The organism is Streptomyces graminofaciens (assembly GCF_030294945.1).
GTDB classification, from domain to species: domain Bacteria; phylum Actinomycetota; class Actinomycetes; order Streptomycetales; family Streptomycetaceae; genus Streptomyces; species Streptomyces graminofaciens.
In genome coordinates, this window is record NZ_AP018448.1 from 10,281,257 (window position 1) to 10,304,290 (window position 23,034).

A 23,034-nucleotide genomic window follows, 5' to 3' on the forward strand; every position below is an offset into this window, starting at 1 on the left:
CGTCGCGGACCGGTGGGAGACGTGCCCGGAGGGCTGTCAAGGTCGGAATTCGCCACCGGGTGCGGCGGGGAGGGGCGAAGGGGGGCGAAGGGGCGGGGGTGCCGGGCGGGAGTGCGGGATGAGGCGGGGAGCGGGGAGCGGGGAGCGGAGGGGGGAGGGTGGGGTGGGGGCCAGGGACCCTTGGCTGTGCCGCGCTGCCGGGCCGCAGGGGAGAGTGGCTTGGCAGCGCGCACCGGCGCGACGTACCGACACCGATGTGCGCGCTCTTCGGCCCGACGCGCGACCACGCCCGTAACTCGGGCATGACGCACCGGCGCCGTCGCGCGGGAGTCCGCGGCGACGGCGCCGGTGTATGCCGTATGCAGTTGTCTTGGCCCGAGCCGTCTCCCCGAGTGGACGGCGCCGGGCGGCTCTGTGGGGTGTCCCTAGCTCTCCGCCAGGATGTGTGAGAGTTCCTGATCGAGATCGAAGTGCCGGTGTTCCGTGCCGGGCGGCACGGCTGCGTCCGTCCGCTTCAGGAACGACTCCAGGGCCCGCGCCGGGGCCTCCAGCAGGGCTTCGCCTTCCGGTGAGCTCAGGGCGATGCAGACGACGCCCTGACCGTGACTGCGCGACGGCCAGACGCGGACGTCGCCGGTGCCGGTGGGCCGATGCAGGCCCTCGGCGAGGAGGTCGCGGGCGAACACCCACTCGACGGTTTCCTCGGCTCCGGTGTGGAAGGTTGCGTGCACGGCGTAGGGATCGGCCGTGTCATACCGCAGTCCTGCGGGAACAGGCAGTGAGGACTCGCTCGACACAACGAGGCGCAGGTGCAGCTCGCAGCTGACCGTGGTGTTCATAAGCGCCAAGGCCTTTCGCTCAGTGTGCGCTCGGGGATTCGCACGTCGGCGAAATCGACATGCCACCTACGGTGCCGTTGTAAACCCCTCTGAGTGTTTTGCGTCGCTTTTGGTAGCTCATCCGGCCGAGACCGCCTTCGCCGGGTACGACCATTCCGGTGACCGGTTTCTCTCCGGTAGGGTTTGGCCGTATGGATACGGGGAGTAACGGAACGGGGGAGGTCGCCTTGGCGGCCGATGGAACGAAGTGTGAGACAAACGTAGCGAACAGCGAGGCCGATGTGGCCAAAGACGAAGCACCGCTCGGATCCCGTGCGCCGGAATTCATCAAGGCGCGGCGGATGCTGCACCTGAGCTGGCAGGTGGTCATCTTCATCGTCGGGCTCGCGGTGGTCGTGGCGGGCGTGATCATGCTGCCGCTGCCCGGCCCCGGCTGGGTCGTGATCTTCGGCGGTATGGCGATCTGGGCGACGGAATTCGTCTGGGCGCAGCTGGTGCTGCGCTGGACCAAGCGGAAGGTCACCGAGGCCACGCAGCGCGCGCTCGACCCCAGAGTCCGGCGTCGCAACATCATTCTGACGACGATCGGCCTGGTGATCGTGGCCGCCCTCGTCGGTTTCTACGTCTGGAAGTTCGGCTTCGAGATGCCCTGGAACATCAAGGACCAGTGAATCCCGCCGGGTCGCACGGGGCATCCGGGGCGTGGTCGGAGGCACCCTCTGACATGGGGTAATGTTCTTCCTGCATCCGGGCGATTAGCTCAGTGGGAGAGCGCTTCGTTCACACCGAAGAGGTCACTGGTTCGAACCCAGTATCGCCCACCACCCGATGGTGACCCGGCCCACGGAAACCGTGGGCCGGGTCGTTTTCGTCATGGTGGGTCGCTTTCCGGGCGCACCCCCCGCTTGAACCCGGCCGTCTGCCGCCTGCTCATGTCGCGCTGGCCATTCACAGCTCGAACTGCTCGAACTGCTTGAACTGCTTGAAGTGATGGGACTGCTTACTGCAGGACCCAGCTACGAAGTTCATCAGGAGTGTGCCCGGGTGCATGGGCACACATCAGGCAAGGCCTCTCAGCTGCTGCCCATCTTGTGGCCGATGTTGGCGGCGAACGTCCCCCACGTCCTGTTGGCGGTGTTCTTGTTCAGCCCGTCCGGTATGGTCGGCTTGGTGACGTAGGCGCGGACACCGAGGTACAGATACCCGTGCTTGCGGTAGATGGTGAAGTAGATCCGGGAGCCCGTGCCGTCGAAGTGGCCCTTCTTCGCGATGAAGTGCCAGCCGTACTTGACGCCGCCGCGGTAGACCTTGACCGGGGCCTTCTTGCAGCCAAAGGGATCCGCGAAGCACGCCGTCAGGTTCATGGTCGTGCCGTCGCGTGTGGGCAGCTTCTTCGCGGCGCCCTTGACCGGGAAGGTGCAGCCGCCGAAGCAGTTCTTCAGGGCGTTGTACGCCTTCTTCTCGGCGCCTGCCTTCGTCTTTCGCTTCACGATCTGGAAGTTGTACTTGTAGAGCAGACGAGACCCCGCCGCCGAGACGTCGGTGGCGGGAGCGGCGGGCGCAACCGGCGCCGTCACGGCGGTGACCGGCGCGACGGGCGCGGCGGACGCGGGAGTGGTGACGGCAAGGCTGCCGACGGCAGCGACGGTGGCCAGGGTCAGGCCTAATGTCCTACGCATGAGGTTTCCTTTCGGCCCATTCGGGAATCGAAGCGATGCGAAGCTCGTCGAGTCGAGCCCGAGCCGGATCGTTTCAGAGGTCGGATCAGGCGGATAGTGGCCCAAAGGGCAGTGCCCTTTGGGGTATCGGCCGATCACCTGATCCTGAGTCGGTCGCTGGTGGCGTTCTCCCGGAACCGGACGGACACGGCCTCCGTGGATCATGGAGTTCTCCACGCTTCGACGGTGGCGAGGGCGTCGTCTTCGTCCCGGCGTCCTCCCGAACCGCCGTCCACGCCTCGCGTGAGGTCGGCGCGAAGGTGGACGAGCGCCAGGTCGGAGCGCGCACCTCACCCGCCACGGTTGGCGCCGTCCGCGACCTGATCGCGGCGCATGGCGGGGGCCTGTCCGCCCCGTGGCGCTTTCGGCCCCGCCCCGACCGAGTCTCCAGGTCGTCGTCGCGGCCGTTCCGTCGGCGGCAACTCTTCTACCTGGGCGTTTACTTGACCATCCGTCACGACACGGCCCTCGCGGCCCGCCCGGCTGCCTCTTCGCGTGCGAGTAAATCCTGTCCGAATCATTGACGTCTCCTGCGGGGCTCCGTAGCTTGTGCCAGCAAGCGCTTACTTGAAACGATTCATGGCGCGGGACGCAGCGTCGCGGGGAGGCTCAACCATGCAGCAAAACAGGAACGTTGAGAGGCGAACGATCCTCAAGGCGGCCGGGGCGTCCCTGGCCGTCGCGGGTCTGGGGGCCACGGCCACGGCCTGCGGCGGCGGGAGTGATTCCGCGGACGGCACGGTGACGATCCGTTACGCGTGGTGGGGTGCCGAGGACCGTGCGGAGAAAATCAAGAAGACCATCGCCCTTTTCGAGAAGAAGTACCCGAAGATCAAGGTGAAGACCGACTTCCAGCCGTACACCGACTTCTGGAAGAAGTTCAACACCCAGGCCTCGGGCGGCAATCCGCCGGACGTCTTCCAGAATGCCATTGGATTCCTTCGGAAATACGACGCGAAGAATGTTCTGCTCGATCTCAGTGAGCAGGTGAAGGCGGGCAATCTCTCGATGGAGGGATTCCGGGCCGGACTCGACAAGTTCGGTGAGATCGACGGCAAGCTCCTCGGGGTTCCGGTCGGTTCCAACTCCATGTCCCTGGTGATCGACCAGCCCGTCTACACCAAGGCCGGCGTCAAGCCGGAACAGGGCTGGACCTGGGACGACTTCGACGCGGCGATGAAGAAGATCCGCGACAAGACGGGCCGGGCCGGCGACAGCGGCATGTACGGGGTCATGTACCTCTACGACCTCTACCTCCGCCAGAACGGCAAGGCGTTCTTCACCGAGGACTCGCTCGGCTTCACCGAGGCGGATCTGAAGCAGTGGTGGTCGAAGGCGGAGAAGGGCCTGGAGGAGGGTCTCTACGCCGACCCCAAGAAGGTCGCCCAGATCAAGCCCAAGTCGGCGGTCTCCGCTGAGCTCGCCGGTGGTGAGTTCACCTGGGACAACTTCACCCTCCGCTACTCCTCCGAGGGCAAGAGCGAGTACCGCCTGGCGCCCATCCCGACCACGGACGGGAAGAAGACCGGCCAGTACCTCGGCTCGCTCATGCTGAGCGCCTCCAAGCGGACCCAGCACCCCAAGGAGGTCGCGCAGTTCATCGACTTCATGGTGCACGAGCCCGAGGTCGCCAAGATCATGGGCTACGACCGCGGCGTACCCGCGACCCAGGCCCAGTACGACGCGTTCACGCCGACCGACGAGGTCAACAAGGCGATCGCCGCGTACGAGGAGTCCCTCGTCGAGGCGGGCGTGCTGGAGCCCATCACCCCGCACCCGAACGGCGCCGACATCTGCGAGGCCGCGTTCCTGCGCATCGGTGAGGAACTGGCCATGGGCAAGCGCTCGGTGGACGACGCCGTCAAGCAGTTCTTCACCGAGTCGAAGACGGCTCTCGGCAGCTGATGGGAACCACCGTGACACACGCCCCTGCGACGGAGAGCCTGTCCAAGGACGAGCGCTCCGAGCCGCGGCACGGTCCGGTCGACTCCCCGCGCCCCGCCGCCCTCAAGCGGCGGGGCCGGCGGGAGACCCTGGCCGGTTATCTCTTCATGTCTCCGTGGATCGCCGGTTTCCTGCTGCTGACAGCGGGCCCGATGATCGCCTCGCTCTACTTCGCCTTCACCGACTACAACCTGTTCGACCCACCCAAGTGGATCGGGCTCGACAACTTCTCCGAGATGTTCGCCGACCCGCGCTGGCGCCATTCGGTGCAGGTCACGCTCTGGTACGTCGTCGTCGGTACGCCGCTGAAGCTGCTCGCGGCGCTCGGTGTGGCGCTGCTGCTGGCCCAGAAGCGGCGCGGCCAGGCCTTCTACCGGGCCGCCTTCTACGCGCCGTCGCTGATCGGGGCGAGCGTCTCCATCGCGATCGTATGGAAGGCGATCTTCTCGGACGACGCGGTCGTCGACCGTACGCAGAAACTGTTCGGGGTGGATGTCGGCGGCTGGTCCGGCGACCCGGACCTGATCATCTACAGCCTGGTGGCGCTCACCGTCTGGCAGTTCGGCGCACCCATGGTCATCTTCCTGGCCGGGCTGAAGCAGGTGCCGCGCGAGCTGTACGAGGCGGCCGAGGTCGACGGGGCGGGCAAGCTGCGGCGGTTCTGGAACATCACCCTGCCGATGATCTCGCCGGTCCTCTTCTTCAACGTCCTGCTTGAGACCATCCACTCCTTCCAGATCTTCAGCTCGGCGTACATCGTCGGCGGCGGTGCCGGAGGCAACTCCTGTGGTCCTGCCGACGGTTCGATGGTCTACACCTGTTATCTCTACGTTCAGGGCTTCGAGAACAGCCGGATGGGTCTGGCCTCCGCGATGGCCTGGATGCTGCTCGTCGCGGTCGCCCTGGTGACGGCGGTGCTGTTCTGGTCCCAGAAGCGCTGGGTGCACTACGAGGAGGGTGCCTGATGAGCGCACAGGCCACCGAGATCAGCCCGGCCCCGTCCACGAAGGCCGGTGCCCTCCGGCGCGGACTGCCCGGTGCCGTCGCCTGGCACCTCGGGTCCCTCGCGGTCCTGGCGGTGATCCTCTATCCGGTGATCTGGGTCGTCGGCGGCTCGTTCAAGAAGAGCGAGGACATCGTCGGCAGTCTGGACCTGTTCCCGACCGACCCGATCGTCGCGAACTACACCCGGCTCAGCGACGGCATCGCCGACATCCCGATCTCCACGTTCTTCGTCAACTCGCTGACACTCGCCGTCGGCTCCGTGATCGGCATCCTGGTCTCCTGCTCACTGACGGCGTACGCCTTCGCGAAGATCAGGTTCGCGGGCCGGAACCTGCTGTTCACGCTGATGATCGGCACGCTCCTGCTGCCGTACCACGTGCTTCTCATCCCGCAGTACGTGCTGTTCCGCAACATGGGCGCGATCGACACCTACACCCCACTCCTGCTCCCGAAATACCTGGCCACGGAGGCGTTCTTCGTCTTCCTGATGGTGCAGTTCATGCGGAACCTGCCCAAGGAACTCGACGAGGCGGCCCGGCTCGACGGCTGCGGCCACTTCCGGATCTACTGGTCGATCGTGCTGCCGCTGTGCCGGCCCGCGCTCATCACCAGCGCGATCTTCACCTTCATCAACGCCTGGAACGACTTCATGGGCCCGCTGATCTATGTGAATACGCCCGACAAGTACACGGTCTCGCTCGGCCTGAAGATGTTCGTGGACCAGGACGCCGTGGCCAACTACGGCGGAATGATCGCCATGTCGCTGGTCGCCCTGCTGCCGGTGCTGGCCTTCTTCCTGGCCTTCCAGCGGTACCTGATCGACGGTATGGCCACGTCGGGCCTGAAGGGCTGAGGTGAGCTGATCATGGCCCGGGCCCAGGTGAAGGCCGCCGAACCCCGTGGGGAGTCACTGCTCGCCGAGCGGTTCGCGCTGTTTGCCGAGTGTCTGCTCACCGGCGTGTGGATCGCGGTGGCCTCGCTGCCGCTGGTGACGTACCCCGCCGCGTTCGCCGCCGGCTCCCGGCATCTGCGCCGTCGCGCGACCCATCAGGGCGGCGGCTGGCGGGAGTTCGTGGCCGACTTCCGGGCGGCGGTGCGCGGCGGGTGGCTCGTCGGGCTCGCCGGCTGGGCGGCGTTCGCGGCGGTATGGGTGGACGTCCAAGCAGTGCGCGCCGGCGTTCCGGGCGGTCCGTTGGTCGGCGTCGTCGGGATCCTGGCGCTGATCGGCGCCGCCGTGGCCGCACTGCGCGCGGCTGCGGTCTGGGAGCCCGGCGTCGGCTGGCCGGCGCTGCTCGGCGGGGCCGGGCGGCGGACCGTGCTCGACCCCGCCGGGTCCTTCCTCGTCGTCGGCGGGCTGGTCGTCGTGGCCTGCTCCGCCTGGTTCGTCGCGCCGCTGGCGGTCCCGGTCCTCGGGGCCGTCGCGGCGGCCGCCGTCGCGGTGGAAGAGCGGTACCGGCGCCGCCCCTGACCTATGGCCACGCCTCGCGCAAGGCCGGCCTCCCGGGCGTCACAGCTCTCTGTCATGCCCCTGACCATCCCGCACGCAAGACTTCCCGTACGGAAAGGAAAGGCCATGTCCCCCATCGACCGCAGGTCCCTTCTCAAGGCGGCCGCCGTCGCCGGAGCCGCCGCGCAGTTCAGTTGGGCGCTAGGGAGTTCGACCGCTCAGGCCGCGCCCAGATCCGAGGCGGCGGACGCGGACCCGGTGACCCTGGACTGGCTGGAGGACGGCGGACTCGGCGCCGCTCCGGGGTCCACCGTGGGCGTGCCGTGGCCGAAGGGCGCTTATGAGAAGGAACAGTCGTTCTCTTTGACGGACGCCGGCGGCAAGGACATCCCCGTCCAGTCCTGGCCCGTCGCCTACTGGCCCGACGGCTCCCTGAAGTGGACCGCGCACGCGGTCGGCGCGGGCGTCGGCTCCGGCAAGCTCACCCTCGCCGCGGGCAGCCCCGCCGCGCCCGCGAAGAAGGTCACCGTCGACAAGAGCGGCGGCACCATCACCGTGTCGACCGGAGTCATCACCGCCAAGATCGGCAAGAGCGGCTCGACCCTCGTGAAGTCGGTTCTGCGCGGCTCCACCGAGGTCGCCCACACCGGCCGCCTCGTCCTGCTGCGGCAGCCGGAGATCGAGGACGGCGACCAGGGCTCGGTCAAGTACGAGCGCTTCGAGAGCGTGATCGGCGAGGTCGAGGTCGAACAGGAGGGCCCGGTGCGTGCCGTGGTCCGCATCGACGGCAAGCACCGCAAGGGCGACCGCAGCTGGCTGCCCTTCTCGATCCGCCTCTACTTCTACGCGGGCGCCGAATCGTTCCGCATGGTGCACACCATCACCTTCGACGGCACCCAGGAGCCCGGAAAGGCCGGCGGCGACTTCATCCGGGGCATCGGCGTCCGCTTCAAGGTCCCGATGCGCGACGCCGCGTACGACCGCCACATCCGCATCGGCGGCGAGGGCACCGGTCTGCTGCGTGAGGCCGTCAAGGGCATCACGGGGCTGCGCCGCGACCCGGGCACGGCGGTCCGCACGGCCCAGTTCGAGGGCAAGAAGCTGCCCGACCCGTCGACGTGGGACCAGCGGGTGACGACCCGCCTCCAGTACATCCCCGAGTGGGGCGACTACACGCTCTCCCAGCTCTCCGCAGACGGCTTCGGCGTCCGCAAGCGCACCAAGAAGGGCCACGGCTGGATCCCGGCCGGCGGCGGCCGACGCGCCAGCGGCTTCGGATACGTCGGCGGCGCGAGCGGCGGCTTCGCCTTCGGCCTGCGCGACTTCTGGGAGAAGTTCCCCGCCCAGCTCGACATCCGCGACGCCCACACCGACAACGCAGAGGTCACCCTCTGGCTCTGGTCGCCCGAGGCGCAGCCCATGGACCTGCGTTTCTACCACGACGGAATGGGCCAGGACACCTACCCCGAGCAGCTCGAAGGCCTCAACATCACCTATGAGGACTACGAGCCCGAGTTCGGCACCCCCTACGGGATCGCCCGCACCAGCGAACTCCTCTTCTGGGCCCACGAGTCCACCCCCAGTGCCGAGGACATGGCCAAGCAGGTCGAGGCCGTCCGCACGCCCGCGCAGCTCGCCGCCCCGCCCAAGCACCTCATCAAGGCCGGCGTCTTCGGCAAGCTGTTCTCCGAGCCGGACCGTTCCACCGCCGCCAAGGCGAAGATCGAGGACCACCTCGACTTCCTCTTCACCTACTACAAGGACCAGGTGGAGATGCGCCGTTGGTACGGCTTCTGGGACTACGGCGACATCATGCACAGCTACGACCCCAGCCGCCACCAGTGGTGCTACGACGTCGGCGGCTACGCCTGGGACAACTCCGAGCTCTCGCCCGACCTGTGGCTGTGGTTCGCGTACATGCGCTCGGGCCGCGCCGACATCTTCCGCTTCGCCGAGGCCATGACCCGCCACACCGGTGAGGTCGACGTCTATCACCTCGGCAAATGGGCGGGCCTCGGCACCCGCCACGGCGTCCAGCACTACGCCGACAGCGCCAAGCAGCAGCGCATCGCCAACACCACGTACCGCCGTTACTACTACTTCCTCACCGCCGACGAACGCGTCGGCGACCTCATGCACGCCAACGTCGACTCCGACGAGACGTTCCTCGTCCTGGACCCCATCCGCAAGATCCGCACCGAGCCGTACGAGCCGGACCGCAACGCCCTGTCGATCGGCTTCGGCACCGACTGGTCCGGCCTGGTCTCGGCGTGGCTCACCGAGTGGGAGCGGCGCGGCCCCAAGTGGGAGAAGGCCAAGGCACGCGTCCTGTCGACCATGGAGACCATCGCCGCCCAGCCCAACGGCTTCGTCCAGGGCAACGCGCTGTACGACCTCGACACGGGCAAGTTCGCCGTCGCGACCGAGGCCAAGGTCGGGGTCTCGCACCTGTCGGCGATGTTCGGCCTGGTCGAGCTGTGCGCCGAGCTGATCGACCAGATCGACATGCCGAAGTTCAAGGAGGCGTGGCTCGACTACTGCCGCTACTTCAACGCGACCAAGGCCGAGCAGGCCGCGCGCTACGGCTCCAACTTCGGCTCGCTGCTGCTCTTCCAGGGCCACTCGCGGCAGGACGCGTACGCGGCCGTCCAACTGGGCGACGACAAGCTGGCGGCTCGGGCGTGGCGGCAGTTCTACAACAGCGCCGACACCTGGGACTACAAGGAGTCCACGGACTGGTCCACGAAGAAGGTGGAGGGGCCGACCGGCTTGGTACCGGGCAGCGAGGCGGCCTGGGTGTCGACCAACGCGACGGCTTTGTACGGCCTCGCGGCCATCCAGAACCTGGCTCTTGTGGGCGACAAGATGCCGTGACGCTCCGCTGAGGGAGCGGGGGAGCGTCGTGGGGAACTGCGGGTTCGTTGTGGCGGGTCGCAGTGCCCCACGCCCCTTACGGGCGCTCCTCGCCAGGGCGTTGCAGATGCGCTGTCACGTCATCTTGCCGAACACGTCCCGCACTCGCCGTGCGTCACGCAACCTCTGCTCGTACGTGGCCCCCACCGCGAGCAGCACCAGACCGGCGAGCGCGGGAGGCGTCCAGCGGGGGAGCGCGCCCACGGCCTGGGCGATGTACGGGGCGAGTTCGTGCAGCGTGACCAGCGCGAGCGCGGCGCCGCCGAGCAGGAGCGGGGCCTGGAGCCGGTGCCGGGCACCCACGAGGGTGACGGCCAGCGCCGCGAGGCCCAGCAGCAGCGGGCGGAGCCAGTGCTCGTCACCCCAGGCCGCGACGAGGCTCGGCACCAGCGTGGCGGCCAGGCCGGGGCCGTACACCGTCCAGGACGAGGCCTGCGGGTCGCGTCGGCGCCGTACGAAACCGACGACCAGGGCGGGGACGGTCACCGGCAGGGTGTACGCCTCCGGGGACCCGACCTCCCACGCCGCCAGGCGCACCCAGGAGGCCAGCACGAAGAGCGCGGCTGCCGCGTAGCCGACGTTCCGCCGGTCGGCCCGGACGGCCGTGCCCGCGGCGACGACTCCGCAGAGCGCGAGCGTCAGGGCCAGCATGGGCGGGTCGAACGCGCTGAGGCCGATGGCCAGGACTCCCGCGACGGCGCCGGTCGCCTCGACCGGGATCGTCGTGGGGGAGCCCCCGAGGCGCGCCGCGAGCAGCGCGGCGACGACCGGAACGGCCAGGACGAGCAGGGCCGTGTGCTGCCGCTCCCAGCCGACGGACGCGCCGATGGCGCAGGTCAGTGCGGTGGCATGCACGAGGGAGGCGGGAGCGGTGAAGGGGGCCGCAACCGTGCGCCAGGCTGCCACCGCGAACACCACGGTCGACGCGCCGAGCACGGCCGGCGTCGCGGGCTCGGAGGCCAGCGAGACGAGCACGAGATTCAGGGACCCGGCCAGGGCCAGGAGGACGGCGGTCAGGGGGAGCGGTGCGTAGGACGCCCGTGCGTCCTCGGGCTGCGCAGCCGGTCGTACGTACCCCGCGAAGCCCAGCGAGGCCACTACCGCGGCTCCCTGCACCACCAACCCCGCCACGTACGGCAGTTCCAGCACCGCCGGGAGCACGAGCGCTGTCGCCCACCCGAGCGTCAACGCGCCCACCACGCCCCGGGTCCGCCATGACGCGGTCCGCCCGGCAAGGAGCAGCACACCGGCGACGACGGCGAGCACGACAGGCACGCTCTGGGCGTTCGGGGGCCAGGGCGCGTCCGGTGTCAAGGCCGCGCGGGCGTCGGCGGGCGCGCCCGACCAGACGCGCTCGGCCCAGCCGAGGGGACCTGCCAGCGCGAGGAGGACGGTGGGCAGGGCGGAGAGCAGCGCGAGGGCCTGCACGGTGACGGAAGCGTGGACGAGACCCTGGCGTACGGGCTCGGGCACCCGCACGCGGACGACTGCCAACAGCGCGATCCCGAACAGCAGATGGACCGGAACCGTCCACGCGTCGGGCAGTGCCGTGCGGGGGACTCCGCCGAGGGCCGCGACCGTGAGGAAGCCGCCGGTCAGGGCGATACCCAGGGCCGGGCCCGGCCTCGGAGCGAGCCATGCCGCCGACAGGGCGATCGCGGCGGCGAGGGCGAGGAGCGCCGCCGCACGGGCGGCGGCGCCCGTGCCGGAGGCGGCCCACGAGAGCCACCCGGCCGCCAGTACACCCCAGGCACCCCAGCCGAACGCGCCGACGGCGGCGACGATCCGTACCGGCTTCAGCGGCACCCGGAGCGCGATCGCGGTGTCGGCCGCCGCGGTCACCAGCAGCACGGCCGTGACCGTGTGCGGACCGGCGTCGGCCGCGAACGCCCAGAGCAGGAGCGGGAGTTGGGCGGCTCCCGTCGCGAGGGGGAGCGGCAGACGCAGAGGAGTGCGCCGGTGGGCGCCGTCGGGGGACGGGGGCACCGACCTGCCCACGGCCAGGCCGTACGCCGTCCACACCGTCGCCAGCACCGCGGACGCGGCCGCCGTGTACCCCTCGCCGTCCGCCCCGGCGAACGTCACCTCGTGCAGGGCGTACGCGTCCAGGACCGTCAGTGCCAGGCCGAGGCCCGCCACCGCCTCCGCCGTCGAACGCAGCCCGTGCCGCAGCAGCGGGACGGGCACGCCGAGCGCGGCCAGGGTGACCGCGCCGAGAACCAGTGCCCGCCCGGCGATCCCCAAGTCCCCCCAGCTGACCAGCGTGAACGCGATCGCCGCGATCGTCAGCAGGACGCCGCCGAGGATCAGCAGCACGTTCTGGACACTGGGCGCCGTCGCCTCCGCCCGTCGCACCGGCGGCGCGGCGGGCGCCGGGACAGGCGTGTGCAGCGCGTTGACCAGCCAGGCGCGCCGGGTCAGCAACACGGAGCGGCGGGCGTCGAGTTGCCGTAGCTCGAAGTCGAGGAGCCGCAACTCCTCGGCCGGTGGCGGAAAATGCGGCATGCTTCGGAGTGTGGTCCGCGTCACTTCGCAGGGCATGAGTGCGCGTACTCAGGACGTACTCAGATCCCGGGCGAACCGGCTGTGTAAAGGCACAATCCGACCATGGACTGGTGTCACTACCGCTTCCGCACGCTCTGGACCCTGCCCGCGCCACCCGCCGCCGTGTACGACGTGCTCCAGCGGCCGGAGGACTATCCGCGCTGGTGGCCACAGGTGCGTGAGGTGGTCCGGATCGACGACACCACCGGCGTCCTGCGGATCCGCTCGTTCCTGCCGTACGGCCTCTCCTTCACCGCGCGCGAGACGCGCCGCGACCCGGCGGCCGGTGTCCTCGAGATCGAGATGACCGGCGACCTGGACGGCTGGGCGCGCTGGACACTCACCGCCGACGGGCCCGGCACCCTCGCCCGCTACGACCAGGAGGTCACCGTCGGCAAACCCCTGATGAGACTGCTCGCCGTACCCGGGCGGCCGCTGTTCCGCGCCAATCACGCGCTGATGATGCGGGCGGGGCGGCGGGGGTTCGTCGCCCACCTGGCGGCGTACGGGCAAGCGGTTTGAACCCGAGCCGTCGGGACCTGTATTGTTCAGTGCGTTCCCGGGCGATTAGCTCAGTGGGAGAGCGCTTCGTTCACACCGAAGAGGTCACTGGTTCGAACCCAGTATCGCCCACCCGGAAGAAACCGGTCCGTCGATGACGGACCGGTTTTCTGTTGTCCGTACATGTCGGCTCTCGGTTCGGTCACGCCGCCGCCGGCAGGTCCGGACGCAGCGGCCACGCCGGGTCCACCGCCTCCTCCGAACCGCTGCGTGCGAACCACGCCTGCAGACCGCGCGCCTGCGCCGCGTGCCACACCGCCTGCAGTGTGTGCAGCTCGGCGGGGGAGAGACGGGCGAGCCGGGCCGCGAAACGACGCCCCACCGCCCGTACGACCTCCAGCGCGGCCAGTGCGTCCGCCCCCGCGTCGTGCGCGCCCTCCAGAGTGACCTCGTAGTGCGCGCAGAGGTCGGTGAGCGTGCGGCGGCCCTTGCGGTAGCGGTCCAGATGCTTGTCCAGGACCCGCGGGTCGAGGACCTGCAGCGGTGTCGTCTCGAACCAGCGGTCCAGCGAGGAAGCGCGATGGCGGCGCAACTCGCGGTCCAGCAACGTCAGATCGAACGGCGCGTTCATCACCACCAGCGGACGGCCGTGCGCGGCCTGCTCCGCCAGCTCCCTGACCATCTCCTCCATCACCGGCGCCGGCCAGCGGCCGTCGCGCTGCAACCGCTCGTCCGTCAGCCCGTGCACCGCCGTCGCCGCGGCGGGCATCGGCACACCCGGATTCACCAGCCACCGCGTCACCCGGGGACGGGCACCGGGCGCGTCCTGGACGACGACGGCGGCCGACACTATGCGGTCGGTCTCGACGTCCACACCGGTGGTCTCCGTGTCGAACGCGGCCAAAGGGCCCTCGTACCAGCACGTCATACCTACACAACTCCTCATTCACCCACGGCAGCTGACGCACCGTCTTCTGCCCTTTTGGTGATACCCGGGCTGTTTGCGCCGTACGCCGGACGGAGACAACAGAAGTACGGGTCTGCGCAGTTCAGGGGCTCGACACGAGGATTCATCCGCTGGGGAGGGGCAGTTCGTCATGGCCATAGCGCAGCCCGAGAGGGGCGGGCTGCTGCCCGAGAGCGCGGCACCTCATCGCGGCACCCTCGCCACCACCGCCTGCATGGAGACCCTGCAGGTGGGCTATCTGCACGCCGTGGCCGCCGCCGCCGGCTGCTCCCTGTCCCAGCCCTTTCCGGACAACGGCATCGACTGGCACGTCAGCCACAGCGCCCCCGGCCACACCGTCGATGACGAGGTCACCATCAAGGTGCAGCTCAAGGCCACCTACCAGGTCGCGCCGAACCCCCCGGGCCGCTTCTTCTCCTTCACACTCGACAACGACCACCTGGCGAAGCTCGCCCGCACCCCCGTCTCGGTGCACAAGATCCTGGTCGTGATGATCGTGCCGAGGTCGCAGGACCAGTGGCTGCGGGCCGGCCACGACCGCCTCGACCTGCGGCACTGCTGCTACTGGATCAACCTCGCCGGACAGCCGATCACCGGCCGCCGCCGCACCACCGTGCGCATACCGACCTCGCGCATCTTCGACGACCGAGCGCTCTGCGAGATCATGACGCGGGTCGGAACGGGAGGCACACCTTGACATACCGACCCACCGACGATGGCCTGCCCGCACGACGGCCCGTCGGCCGAAGCGACGGGGACCTGTCCGTACGACGGCCCATAGACGAACCCCTGCGCTTCGCCCGGCCCCATCCCGTCGAGCCCCACTGGACCCCGCCGCCCGCCCCCGACCAGGTCGACCCCGCCGTCCTCGGCGCGCTGCTGCGCAGGCACGGCTGGCAGCGGCGCGGCGGAGCCGCCGGGAGGTACGGCCGCTGGACCCCGCCCGGGCCTGGCGGCACCGGCACGAGCCTGCTGGTGCCGGAGAACCGTGCCTTCCCCGACAGCGACGACCTGCTCGGCGAGGCCCTGATCGCCCTCTCCCGCAGCGGCTCGCCCGCCGCCCGTGACGTGCTGGTCGGCCTCGCCGTGCCCAGCGACGAGATCCACTGGTCCCGGGACGTCCCGACCGGCGTCGTGGGCACCGCCGCCTGGGTCGTGGAGGACCAACTGCGCTCGGCCGCCCGCCAGACACTCCTCGCCGCGGCGCTGGCCACACGCGCGCGTGCCGGTTACTACGGCGCCCGGCACCGCCGCCCCGCCGCGGCCTCCCTCGACGGCGTCCTCGTCGGAGCTGCCTCCGGAGGCCGCCGGCTCACCGCCTTCGTCCCCGTCGCCACCGGCCGCCCCCTCGTCGTACGCCTGCACCAGGCCCTGTACGCCGCCCGTGAGGCCATCGACTACCGGCGGGCCACCGGTGGCATGGACGCCTTCGACGGTGCCGTCGAGGCCGGGGTGAGCCATGAGCTGACCGAGGCCCTCGTCGCCCTGGTCCGCGGCACCGAGGGCGCCCGGATCGCCGTCGACTGGGCGCCCGCCGCCGGGGTCCCCGAGGGCTGCGCCACCCCCGCCGAACCCGTCGAGTTCTCGCCCGGCGACCTGCCCGTGCTGCGCGAGGCGGGGGCCCGCTATCTGCGCGAGGAACCCTCGATGCCGGTGCGGATCACCGGAGCCGTCGTACGGATGCGAAGGTCGGGGCCGCGCGGGGAGGGGACGGTACGGCTGCGCGTGCTCGCCGGCGCCGAGGTGTCGCACGTCCGGATGACGCTGGACGAGGAGTCGTACCGGATCGCGGGGCACGCCCATCTCGTCGGGCTGCCGGTGCGGGTGCACGGACGGCTGGAGAGCCGGGGCGGGTTCCGGCGGCTCACGGACGCCGGCGGGGTCGCGCCGGTGCAGGTCGACGAGGCGGAGCGGGACCGGTTGATGAAGTCCCTCCAGGAGACCGCGGAGATCACGGCCTTCTTCGAGGAGGCGTGCGGCGGGGACTGACGGCCCCTGGACTTAACCGTTTCGCGGAGCGCACCCCCGGCTCGGTACGATTCCTGTCTGCGTACGCAGTGGCGCACGCATTCACCTTCAGTCAGGAGAGACCGGTGTCCGACGTCCGTGTGATCATCCAACGCGATTCCGAGCGGGAAGAACGCGTGGTGACGACGGGCACTACGGCCGCCGACCTGTTCGAGGACCGCAGCATCGTCGCGGCCCGCGTGGGTGGTGAGCTCAAGGACCTCGCGTACGAGCTGAAGGACGGCGAGACCGTCGAGGGTGTGGAGATCTCCTCCGAGGACGGTCTGAACATCCTGCGCCACTCCACCGCGCATGTGATGGCCCAGGCCGTGCAGGAGCTCTTCCCGGAGGCCAAGCTGGGCATCGGCCCGCCGGTCCGGGACGGTTTCTACTACGACTTCGATGTCGAGAAGCCGTTCACGCCCGAGGACCTCAAGGCCATCGAGAAGAAGATGCAGGAGATCCAGAAGCGCGGCCAGCGCTTCTCGCGGCGCGTCGTCACCGACGAGGCCGCCCGCGAAGAGCTGGCGGACGAGCCGTACAAGCTGGAGCTGATCGGCATCAAGGGCTCGGCCTCCGCCGACGACGGCGCGGACGTCGAAGTCGGCGCCGGCGAGCTGACGATCTACGACAACCTGGACGCCAAGACCGGTGACCTGTGCTGGAAGGACCTCTGCCGCGGTCCCCACCTGCCCACCACCCGCAACATCCCGGCGTTCAAGCTGATGCGCAACGCCGCCGCGTACTGGCGCGGCAGCGAGAAGAACCCGATGCTCCAGCGCATCTACGGCACCGCCTGGCCGTCCAGGGACGAGCTGAAGGCCCACCTCGACTTCCTCGCCGAGGCCGAGAAGCGCGACCACCGCAAGCTCGGCAACGAGCTGGACCTGTTCTCCTTCCCGGAGGAGGTCGGCCCCGGTCTTGCCGTCTTCCACCCCAGGGGCGGCATCATCCGCCGGGTCATGGAGGACTACTCGCGCAAGCGGCACGAGGAGGAGGGCTACGAGTTCGTCTACTCGCCGCACGCGACCAAGGGCAAGCTCTTCGAGACCTCGGGCCACCTGGACTGGTACGCCGACGGCATGTACCCGCCCATGCAGCTCGACGAGGGCGTGGACTACTACCTCAAGCCCATGAACTGCCCGATGCACAACCTGATCTTCGACGCGCGTGGTCGTTCGTACCGTGAACTCCCGCTGCGTCTCTTCGAGTTCGGGACCGTGTACCGGTACGAGAAGTCCGGCGTCGTGCACGGTCTGACCCGTTCACGCGGCTTCACGCAGGACGACGCGCACATCTACTGCACCCGTGAGCAGATGGCGGACGAGCTCGACAAGACGCTCACCTTCGTCCTGAACCTGCTGCGCGACTACGGCCTCACGGACTTCTACCTGGAGCTGTCCACCAAGGACCCGGAGAAGTTCGTCGGCTCGGACGAAGCCTGGGAGGAGGCCACCGAGACGCTGCAGCAGGTGGCCGAGAAGCAGGGCCTCCCGCTGGTCCCGGACCCGGGCGGCGCCGCGTTCTACGGGCCGAAGATCTCCGTGCAGTGCAAGGACGCCATCGGCCGCACCTGGCAGATGTCGACCGTGCAGCTCGACTTCAACCTGCCGGAGCGCTTCGACCTCGAGTACACCGGCCCGGACGGCTCCAAGCAGCGCCCGGTCATGATCCACCGCGCTCTGTTCGGCTCTATCGAGCGCTTCTTCGCGGTACTCCTCGAGCACTACGCGGGCGCCTTCCCGGCCTGGCTGGCGCCTGTCCAGGCGGTCGGCATCCCGATCGGCGACGCGCATGTGGAGTATCTGCAGAAGTTCGCCGCCGAGGCGAAGAAGAAGGGGCTGCGTGTCGACGTCGACGCCTCCTCCGACCGCATGCAGAAGAAGATCCGCAACGCCCAGAAGGCGAAGGTGCCCTTCATGGTCATCGCGGGCGACGAGGACATGGCGGCCGGCGCCGTCTCCTTCCGCTACCGCGACGGATCCCAGGAGAACGGCATCCCGGTCGACGAGGCCATCGCGAAGATCGCGAAGGTCGTGGAGGACCGCGTCCAGATCTGAGGCGCGCGTACGCATGGACAGGTGAGGGCCCCCGGGGAGTTCAGCTCCCCGGGGGCCTTCGCTCGTCGTCGCGGGCGAACACATGCAGCAGTCAGGACGAGAACGACCCCGTGACCGAGCCGTGGATCCGCCGTTCCCCAGCGGTGTACGCGGCTGCCGTGGTCCATCGGGATAGCTTGGCCGCGTCCGGTTCTCCCCGGCACCCGGCGACACGCCGCGAACGGACGAAGCCATATGCTGCACTTCATGACGAGTGAGCCGGAGCAGCAGATCGGAGTGGGAACGCAGGACGCGTTTCAGCGCCTGTGGACGCCCCACCGGATGGCGTACATCCAGGGCGAGAACAAACCGACCGGCCCCGGAGCCGACGACGGCTGCCCGTTCTGCTCGATCCCGGCCAAGTCGGACGAGGACGGCCTGATCATCAGGCGTGGCGAGCATGTGTACGCGGTGCTCAACCTCTACCCGTACAACGGCGGTCATCTGATGGTCGTGCCCTACCGCCACGTCGCCGACTACACGGACCTGACCGGGCCGGAGACGGCGGAGCTGGCAGAGCTGACCAAGCAGTCGATGACGGCGCTGCGAACCGCCTCCGGCGCGCACGGCTTCAACATCGGCATGAACCAGGGGACGGTGGCCGGGGCGGGTATCGCCGCGCACCTCCATCAGCACATCGTGCCCCGCTGGGGCGGCGACACCAACTTCATGCCGGTGGTCGGCCACACGAAGGTGCTGCCGCAGCTGCTCGCCGACACGCGAAAGATGCTGGCAGAGGCCTGGCCGACGGCCTGATCGCCGGGCGGTCCCGTCCCGGGGCTGCGCCCGACACGCAGCCCCAAGCACCCCCTCGCCCAAGCCGACGCGCGCTCACGCGTCGTAGAGGTCCGCCTTTCGCGGTGTCGGGTCCTGCACCGCCCCGCTGAGGAACCCCGCCCGCGCGCCGAACTTCTCGGTGTCCACGCCGTTCTCCGCCAGCACCTTGAGGGCGGCGGTGTGGACCACGCGCAGTACGGGCGTGGCGGCGCGCAGCGCGTCGTCCGCCATGAAGCGGTGTCGCCACGGCTGGTCCGCCCAGGCGTGCCGCATGCCGAACGGCTCGGGCAGCGCCATCGACCCGCCCAGCCAGTTCAGCAGCGGCGGATACCAGGTCAGTGGGGCCCGCGCGGCCAGCCGGACGACCTCGTCGGTTTCGACCAGCGGGAGCTTCACCTTCCGGGTCTCCCAGAAGCGGATCGGCTTCTGGACCGACTTCTCCTTCGCGGCGGGCTTGTTGTTGAACAGGCCGTGCACCGGGCCCAGCGCGTGCCCGGTCACCTCGATGCGCAGGGTCTGGTGGAGCACCGTCACGGTGATCATCATCGTGATGATCAACTGGCCGTCCCAGAGCGTCCACTGGACGCCCAGGTAGTGCCGGTTCCCGCTGCCGAACTGCTGCTTGTTGCAGATGTCCTGTATGGCGTGGTTCTTGAACTGGAACGCCTCGACGTCAGTGCCCTCGGGCCGCGAGACCTCGCCGGCGCCCTCGGCGATCGGGCTGACGATCCAGTGCTTGATCGACGGGGCCGGGAAGCCGCCTGTGTTGAGCGGGCCGCGCTCCAGCATGCGCAGCTGGTCGTGGATGGCACGTATCACGTCCCAGCTGCGGAACGGGTGGATCTCCTTGCCGGGGTCGGCCTGCACGAGGTCCTCGGCGAGCTGCCAGCTGCCCCAGCGCGTGCCCATGCCGAGGATGCCCTTGGGGCCGGCGTAGAAGACCAGGTTGGACCGCTGCTCCGCGCTGAGGCGGGCCAGCTCCTTGCGCAGCTGCTCGGCCTTGTCGCCGGGGTTGCCGGGCACGGCCTCGGGGATCTTGGCGCCGATGCCGCCGCCGGACAGCAGACTGGTCCAGCGCTCACGCAGGTCCTTGGCGGTGCGCTCGCAGATGTGCTTGGCCCAGAACCAGCCCACGACGGGCATCACCACGCACGCACGCGCGTACCAGGCCCAGAAGCCGGTGAACGGCATCTTCAGCAGGAAGATCACCGCGAAGGCGCCCGCGGCGAGCAGGAGTGTGGTGGCGAGGGCTCCGGCGCGTTTGTCGTCGCGCTTCGCGACCTGCGTCCGAAGCTGGAAGATCAACAGCCACATCAGCAGCCCGGGCAGGAAGAGCAGCCCGCACACCACCATGATCGCCGAGAGCCAGTTGTCGCGCTCCCTGCGGATGTTGATCGACGCCAGGGCGTGCTCGACCACGACCTGCGGCTCCATGCCGAAGGACTGGATGAGCGGCTTGCGCCCGGCGCCCACCATGCGGTCGCGCACCGCCAGGGAGAACGCCTCGCCGAGGTTCGGCTTGAAGATCGTCGCCCACTTGCGACCGGCCTTGACCGTGGACTTGTGCCACTCGTTGTCGGCCTTGAGGATCTCCTCGACGTCGTTGTCCCGGTAGGCCGCCGACGCCAGGGCGTACGTCGCCGCGGTCTGTCCCGCGGTGCCCGTCAGCGGCACCTGTGCCCCGGGAGTGAAATCGAATTCGTCCGCCACCGCCGCCCCCATCGCCGCATTTTCCGCTCCTGCGGCCTTCCCGACTTCCGTGCTCCGCACACCTGTTGATCAGGTCATAACCCGATCCGGCCCTGATCAAGCCAGACTTGTCGATCAGGTGATCAGCGTATCCGCAGCCACGGACATCCGGCGCCGGAAAGATCGGACATTCACGGAAGCCGCCGATACCGAGCCGTCGACCCGCACCGCAGGCCCTGCGGCGGACGGCCGAAACCGCCCGGCGCAGGGCCTGCGCAGCCGAACTCTCAGTTCTCCCCGGCCTGTTCGCGGACCCTCTCCGCCACCTGGGCCGGCATCGGCTCGTGCCGCGCGTAACTGCGGCCGAAGCGCGCGGTGCCGTGGGACAGAGACCGCAGATCGACGGCGTACCGACCGATCTCGATCTCGGGGACCTCGGCCCGTACGAGCGTGCGCCCGCCGCCGGCCTGCTCGGTGCCGACGACCCGGCCGCGCCGGCCGGACAGGTCGCTCATCACCGGGCCCACATACGCGTCCCCCACCAGGACCGACACCTCGGCGACCGGCTCCAGCAGGTGGATCTTCGCGTCGGCCGCCGCCTCGCGCAGCGCCAGCGCGCCCGCCGTCTGGAACGCGGCGTCGGAGGAGTCCACGGAGTGCGCCTTGCCGTCCAACAGCGTGATCCGGACGTCGATGAGCGGATAACCGGCCGCGACTCCCTTGGCTGCCTGCGCCCGTACGCCCTTCTCCACGGACGGGATGAACTGCCGCGGCACGGCACCGCCGACGACCTTGTCCACGAACTCGATGCCCGAACCGCCGGGCAACGGCTCCACCTCGATCTCGCAGATCGCGTACTGCCCGTGCCCGCCGGACTGCTTCACATGACGGCCGCGCCCGGCCGACCTGTCGGCGAACGTCTCCCGTAGGGAGACCTTGTGCGGTACGACGTCGACCTGGACGCCGTAGCGGCTGCGCAGCCGCTCCAGGGCCACGTCCGCGTGGGCTTCTCCGAGGCACCACAGGACCACTTGGTGGGTGTCCTGGTTCTGCTCCAGGCGCATGGTCGGGTCCTCCGCGACGAGCCGGGCGAGCCCTTGGGAGAGCTTGTCCTCGTCGGCCTTGCTGTGTGCCTGGATGGCGAGCGGCAGCAGTGGGTCGGGCATCTCCCAGGGCTCCATGAGCAGCGGATCGTCCTTGGCCGAAAGCGTGTCCCCGGTCTCGGCTCGGTTCAGCTTCGCCACACAGGCCAGGTCGCCCGCGATGCAGTGGCTGAGCACCCGCTGCTGCTTGCCGAACGGCGCGGACAGGGCGCCGATCCGCTCGTCCACGTCGTGGTCCTCGTGACCGCGATCGGCGAGGCCGTGCCCGGAGACATGCACCGTCTCGTCGGGCCGCAGGGTCCCGGAGAACACCCGTACGAGCGAGATACGGCCCACGTAGGGGTCGCTGGCCGTCTTCACCACCTCGGCGACCAGCGGGCCGTCCGGGTCGCAGGACGCCTCGATCTCGCGCGGCCGGCCGTCCGGGGTGGTGACCGAGGGCGCCTCGCGCTCCAGTGGGGTCGGGAAGCCGCCGGTGACCAGCTCCAGCAGTTCGACGGTGCCGAGGCCCTGCTTCGAACCCTCGGCCGCCGGGGCGGCGGCCAGCACGGGGTGGAAGGCGCCGCGCGCGACGGCCCGCTCAAGGTCGTCGACGAGCGTCTTGACGTCGATGTCCTCGCCGCCGAGATAGCGGTCCATGAGGGTCTCGTCCTCGCTCTCGGCGATGATCCCCTCGATCAGCCGGTTGCGGGCCTCCTCGATCGCCGGCAGCTGGTCGGAGCCCGGCTCGGACTCCTTGCGTTCGCCGGAGGAGTAGTCGAACAGTTTCTGGGTCAGCAGCCCGGTCAGCCCGGTCACCGGCGCGTGCCCGTCCGGGCCCTGCGGGCCTCGCAGCGGCAGATACAGCGGCAGCACGGCGTCGGGGTCGTCCCCGCCGAACGTCTGCGCGCAGACCCGGGTCATCTCCTCGAAGTCCGCCCGCGCGGCCTCCAGATGCGTGACCACGATGGCCCGGGGCATGCCGACCGCCGCGCACTCGTCCCACACCATGCGGGTCGAGCCGTCGACCCCGTCGGACGCCGAGACGACGAAAAGGGCCGCGTCCGCCGCTCGCAGACCGGCCCTGAGTTCCCCGACGAAGTCGGCGTATCCGGGAGTGTCCAGAAGGTTGATCTTGTACCCGCCCCATTCGACGGGCACCAGGGAGAGCTGCACCGAGCGTTGCTGCCGGTGCTCGATCTCGTCGTAGTCGGAGACGGTGCCGCCGTCCTCCACACGGCCCGCCCGGTTCACGGCTCCCGCCGTCAGCGCGAGAGCCTCCACCAATGTCGTCTTGCCCGAACCGGAGTGGCCGACCAGCACCACATTCCGTACGGACGCGGGGTGGTCGGCCGCCGTAGCCCTGCCGGCGGCTCCGGGGTGTGCGTTCGCCTTGTCGCCCATGGTCCTGCCTCCCGTGCACGGTGAGGTCACTGTGGGCGCGGACACGCGGAGTCCGCGTGCGGTGGCGGCTCCGGCGACGCCCGCGGTCCTTCGAGCTT

The 23,034-nt window shown here is 69.6% G+C and carries 17 protein-coding genes and 2 tRNA genes; 13 read left to right on the forward strand and 6 right to left on the reverse strand.

Going from position 1 to position 23,034, the window contains the following annotated elements:
- Positions 1-425: 425 nt before the first annotated feature.
- The gene (locus tag SGFS_RS45305; protein WP_004002642.1) at positions 426-839 is read right to left on the reverse strand and encodes an SsgA family sporulation/cell division regulator; all 414 of its coding nucleotides are present in this window, start codon (positions 837-839) and stop codon (positions 426-428) included.
- A 191-nt stretch (positions 840-1,030) separates the two neighbouring features.
- Between SGFS_RS45305 and SGFS_RS45310 the strand changes: the two genes are divergently transcribed.
- Together SGFS_RS45310 and SGFS_RS45315 are read left to right on the forward strand one after the other, a co-directional pair.
- Positions 1,031-1,510: a TIGR02611 family protein gene (locus SGFS_RS45310; protein ID WP_286260380.1), complete on the forward strand. Its 480-nt coding sequence runs from the start codon at positions 1,031-1,033 to the stop codon at positions 1,508-1,510.
- 78 nt (positions 1,511-1,588) lie between these two features.
- Positions 1,589-1,663: transfer RNA gene (locus SGFS_RS45315), tRNA-Val, on the forward strand.
- 249 nt (positions 1,664-1,912) lie between these two features.
- Here the strand turns inward: SGFS_RS45315 and SGFS_RS45320 are convergent.
- Positions 1,913-2,518 carry a hypothetical protein gene (locus SGFS_RS45320; protein ID WP_286258354.1) on the reverse strand — a complete coding sequence of 202 codons (606 nt, stop codon included), beginning with the start codon at positions 2,516-2,518 and terminating at the stop codon, positions 1,913-1,915.
- A gap of 654 nt (positions 2,519-3,172) precedes the next feature.
- Between SGFS_RS45320 and SGFS_RS45325 the strand changes: the two genes are divergently transcribed.
- The 5 genes from SGFS_RS45325 (at position 3,173) to SGFS_RS45345 (ending at position 9,827) form a co-directional block, all read left to right on the forward strand.
- Positions 3,173-4,462 carry an ABC transporter substrate-binding protein gene (locus SGFS_RS45325; protein ID WP_286258355.1) on the forward strand — a complete coding sequence of 430 codons (1,290 nt, stop codon included), beginning with the start codon at positions 3,173-3,175 and terminating at the stop codon, positions 4,460-4,462.
- On the forward strand, positions 4,462-5,466 hold the full coding sequence (locus SGFS_RS45330) for a carbohydrate ABC transporter permease (protein ID WP_286258356.1): 1,005 nt from the start codon (positions 4,462-4,464) through the stop codon (positions 5,464-5,466). The genes SGFS_RS45325 and SGFS_RS45330 overlap by 1 nt, the downstream gene beginning before the upstream one ends.
- Complete coding sequence (locus SGFS_RS45335) at positions 5,466-6,359, forward strand: carbohydrate ABC transporter permease (RefSeq protein WP_286258357.1); 894 nt, start codon at positions 5,466-5,468, stop codon at positions 6,357-6,359. Before SGFS_RS45330 ends, SGFS_RS45335 begins: the two co-directional genes overlap by 1 nt.
- Positions 6,360-6,371: 12 nt before the next feature.
- The gene (locus tag SGFS_RS45340; protein WP_286258359.1) at positions 6,372-6,974 is read left to right on the forward strand and encodes a hypothetical protein; all 603 of its coding nucleotides are present in this window, start codon (positions 6,372-6,374) and stop codon (positions 6,972-6,974) included.
- A gap of 105 nt (positions 6,975-7,079) precedes the next feature.
- The gene (locus SGFS_RS45345) at positions 7,080-9,827 is read left to right on the forward strand and encodes an exo-rhamnogalacturonan lyase family protein (protein ID WP_286258360.1); all 2,748 of its coding nucleotides are present in this window, start codon (positions 7,080-7,082) and stop codon (positions 9,825-9,827) included.
- Positions 9,828-9,941: 114 nt separating this feature from the next.
- Here the strand turns inward: SGFS_RS45345 and SGFS_RS45350 are convergent, their stop codons facing one another.
- On the reverse strand, positions 9,942-12,371 hold the full coding sequence (locus SGFS_RS45350; RefSeq protein WP_286258361.1) for an SCO7613 C-terminal domain-containing membrane protein: 2,430 nt from the start codon (positions 12,369-12,371) through the stop codon (positions 9,942-9,944).
- 102 nt (positions 12,372-12,473) lie between these two features.
- Between SGFS_RS45350 and SGFS_RS45355 the strand changes: the two genes are divergently transcribed.
- On the forward strand, positions 12,474-12,932 hold the full coding sequence (locus SGFS_RS45355) for an SRPBCC family protein (protein ID WP_286258362.1): 459 nt from the start codon (positions 12,474-12,476) through the stop codon (positions 12,930-12,932).
- A 39-nt stretch (positions 12,933-12,971) separates the two neighbouring features.
- Positions 12,972-13,043, forward strand: a tRNA-Val gene (locus SGFS_RS45360).
- A 70-nt stretch (positions 13,044-13,113) separates the two neighbouring features.
- Here SGFS_RS45360 and SGFS_RS45365 read toward each other — a convergent pair.
- A complete protein-coding gene (locus SGFS_RS45365) occupies positions 13,114-13,839 on the reverse strand; it encodes a 3'-5' exonuclease (RefSeq protein WP_286258363.1) in 726 nt (241 codons plus the stop codon).
- Positions 13,840-14,008: 169 nt separating this feature from the next.
- On the opposite strand from SGFS_RS45365, the gene SGFS_RS45370 reads away from it, so the two are divergent.
- The 4 genes from SGFS_RS45370 (at position 14,009) to SGFS_RS45385 (ending at position 18,740) form a co-directional block, all read left to right on the forward strand.
- A complete protein-coding gene (locus tag SGFS_RS45370) occupies positions 14,009-14,575 on the forward strand; it encodes a DUF4365 domain-containing protein (protein WP_286258364.1) in 567 nt (188 codons plus the stop codon).
- A complete protein-coding gene (locus SGFS_RS45375) occupies positions 14,572-15,867 on the forward strand; it encodes a hypothetical protein (RefSeq protein WP_434028154.1) in 1,296 nt (431 codons plus the stop codon). Before SGFS_RS45370 ends, SGFS_RS45375 begins: the two co-directional genes overlap by 4 nt.
- Positions 15,868-15,971: 104 nt before the next feature.
- A complete protein-coding gene (gene thrS, locus SGFS_RS45380) occupies positions 15,972-17,945 on the forward strand; it encodes a threonine--tRNA ligase (protein ID WP_286258366.1) in 1,974 nt (657 codons plus the stop codon).
- 234 nt (positions 17,946-18,179) lie between these two features.
- Positions 18,180-18,740 (forward strand): HIT family protein, encoded by a 561-nt coding sequence (locus SGFS_RS45385; protein WP_286258368.1) that lies wholly within the window; start codon positions 18,180-18,182, stop codon positions 18,738-18,740.
- A gap of 75 nt (positions 18,741-18,815) precedes the next feature.
- Here SGFS_RS45385 and SGFS_RS45390 read toward each other — a convergent pair whose 3' ends face one another.
- Entirely contained in the window at positions 18,816-20,483 is a 1,668-nt protein-coding gene (locus SGFS_RS45390; RefSeq protein ID WP_286258371.1) for a hypothetical protein, read from the reverse strand.
- 254 nt (positions 20,484-20,737) lie between these two features.
- The gene (locus SGFS_RS45395; protein ID WP_286258374.1) at positions 20,738-22,936 is read right to left on the reverse strand and encodes an elongation factor G-like protein EF-G2; all 2,199 of its coding nucleotides are present in this window, start codon (positions 22,934-22,936) and stop codon (positions 20,738-20,740) included.
- Between the last annotated feature and the right edge of the window lie 98 nt (positions 22,937-23,034).

Excerpts from the sequence above, each read along its gene's own strand:
- SGFS_RS45330 (WP_286258356.1), top strand. The coding sequence starts at position 4,462 with ATGGGAACCACCGTGACACACGCCCCTGCGACGGAGAGCCTGTCCAAG.
- SGFS_RS45340 (WP_286258359.1), top strand. The coding sequence starts at position 6,372 with ATGGCCCGGGCCCAGGTGAAGGCCGCCGAACCCCGTGGGGAGTCACTG.
- SGFS_RS45390 (WP_286258371.1), bottom strand. The coding sequence starts at position 20,483 with ATGGGGGCGGCGGTGGCGGACGAATTCGATTTCACTCCCGGGGCACAG.
- SGFS_RS45370 (WP_286258364.1), top strand. The coding sequence starts at position 14,009 with ATGGCCATAGCGCAGCCCGAGAGGGGCGGGCTGCTGCCCGAGAGCGCG.
- SGFS_RS45350 (WP_286258361.1), bottom strand. The coding sequence starts at position 12,371 with ATGCCGCATTTTCCGCCACCGGCCGAGGAGTTGCGGCTCCTCGACTTC.
- SGFS_RS45395 (WP_286258374.1), bottom strand. The coding sequence starts at position 22,936 with ATGGGCGACAAGGCGAACGCACACCCCGGAGCCGCCGGCAGGGCTACG.
- SGFS_RS45320 (WP_286258354.1), bottom strand. The coding sequence starts at position 2,518 with ATGCGTAGGACATTAGGCCTGACCCTGGCCACCGTCGCTGCCGTCGGC.
- SGFS_RS45310 (WP_286260380.1), top strand. The coding sequence starts at position 1,031 with ATGGATACGGGGAGTAACGGAACGGGGGAGGTCGCCTTGGCGGCCGAT.
- SGFS_RS45365 (WP_286258363.1), bottom strand. The coding sequence starts at position 13,839 with ATGACGTGCTGGTACGAGGGCCCTTTGGCCGCGTTCGACACGGAGACC.
- SGFS_RS45325 (WP_286258355.1), top strand. The coding sequence starts at position 3,173 with ATGCAGCAAAACAGGAACGTTGAGAGGCGAACGATCCTCAAGGCGGCC.
- SGFS_RS45335 (WP_286258357.1), top strand. The coding sequence starts at position 5,466 with ATGAGCGCACAGGCCACCGAGATCAGCCCGGCCCCGTCCACGAAGGCC.
- SGFS_RS45305 (WP_004002642.1), bottom strand. The coding sequence starts at position 839 with ATGAACACCACGGTCAGCTGCGAGCTGCACCTGCGCCTCGTTGTGTCG.
- SGFS_RS45355 (WP_286258362.1), top strand. The coding sequence starts at position 12,474 with ATGGACTGGTGTCACTACCGCTTCCGCACGCTCTGGACCCTGCCCGCG.
- SGFS_RS45345 (WP_286258360.1), top strand. The coding sequence starts at position 7,080 with ATGTCCCCCATCGACCGCAGGTCCCTTCTCAAGGCGGCCGCCGTCGCC.
- SGFS_RS45385 (WP_286258368.1), top strand. The coding sequence starts at position 18,180 with ATGCTGCACTTCATGACGAGTGAGCCGGAGCAGCAGATCGGAGTGGGA.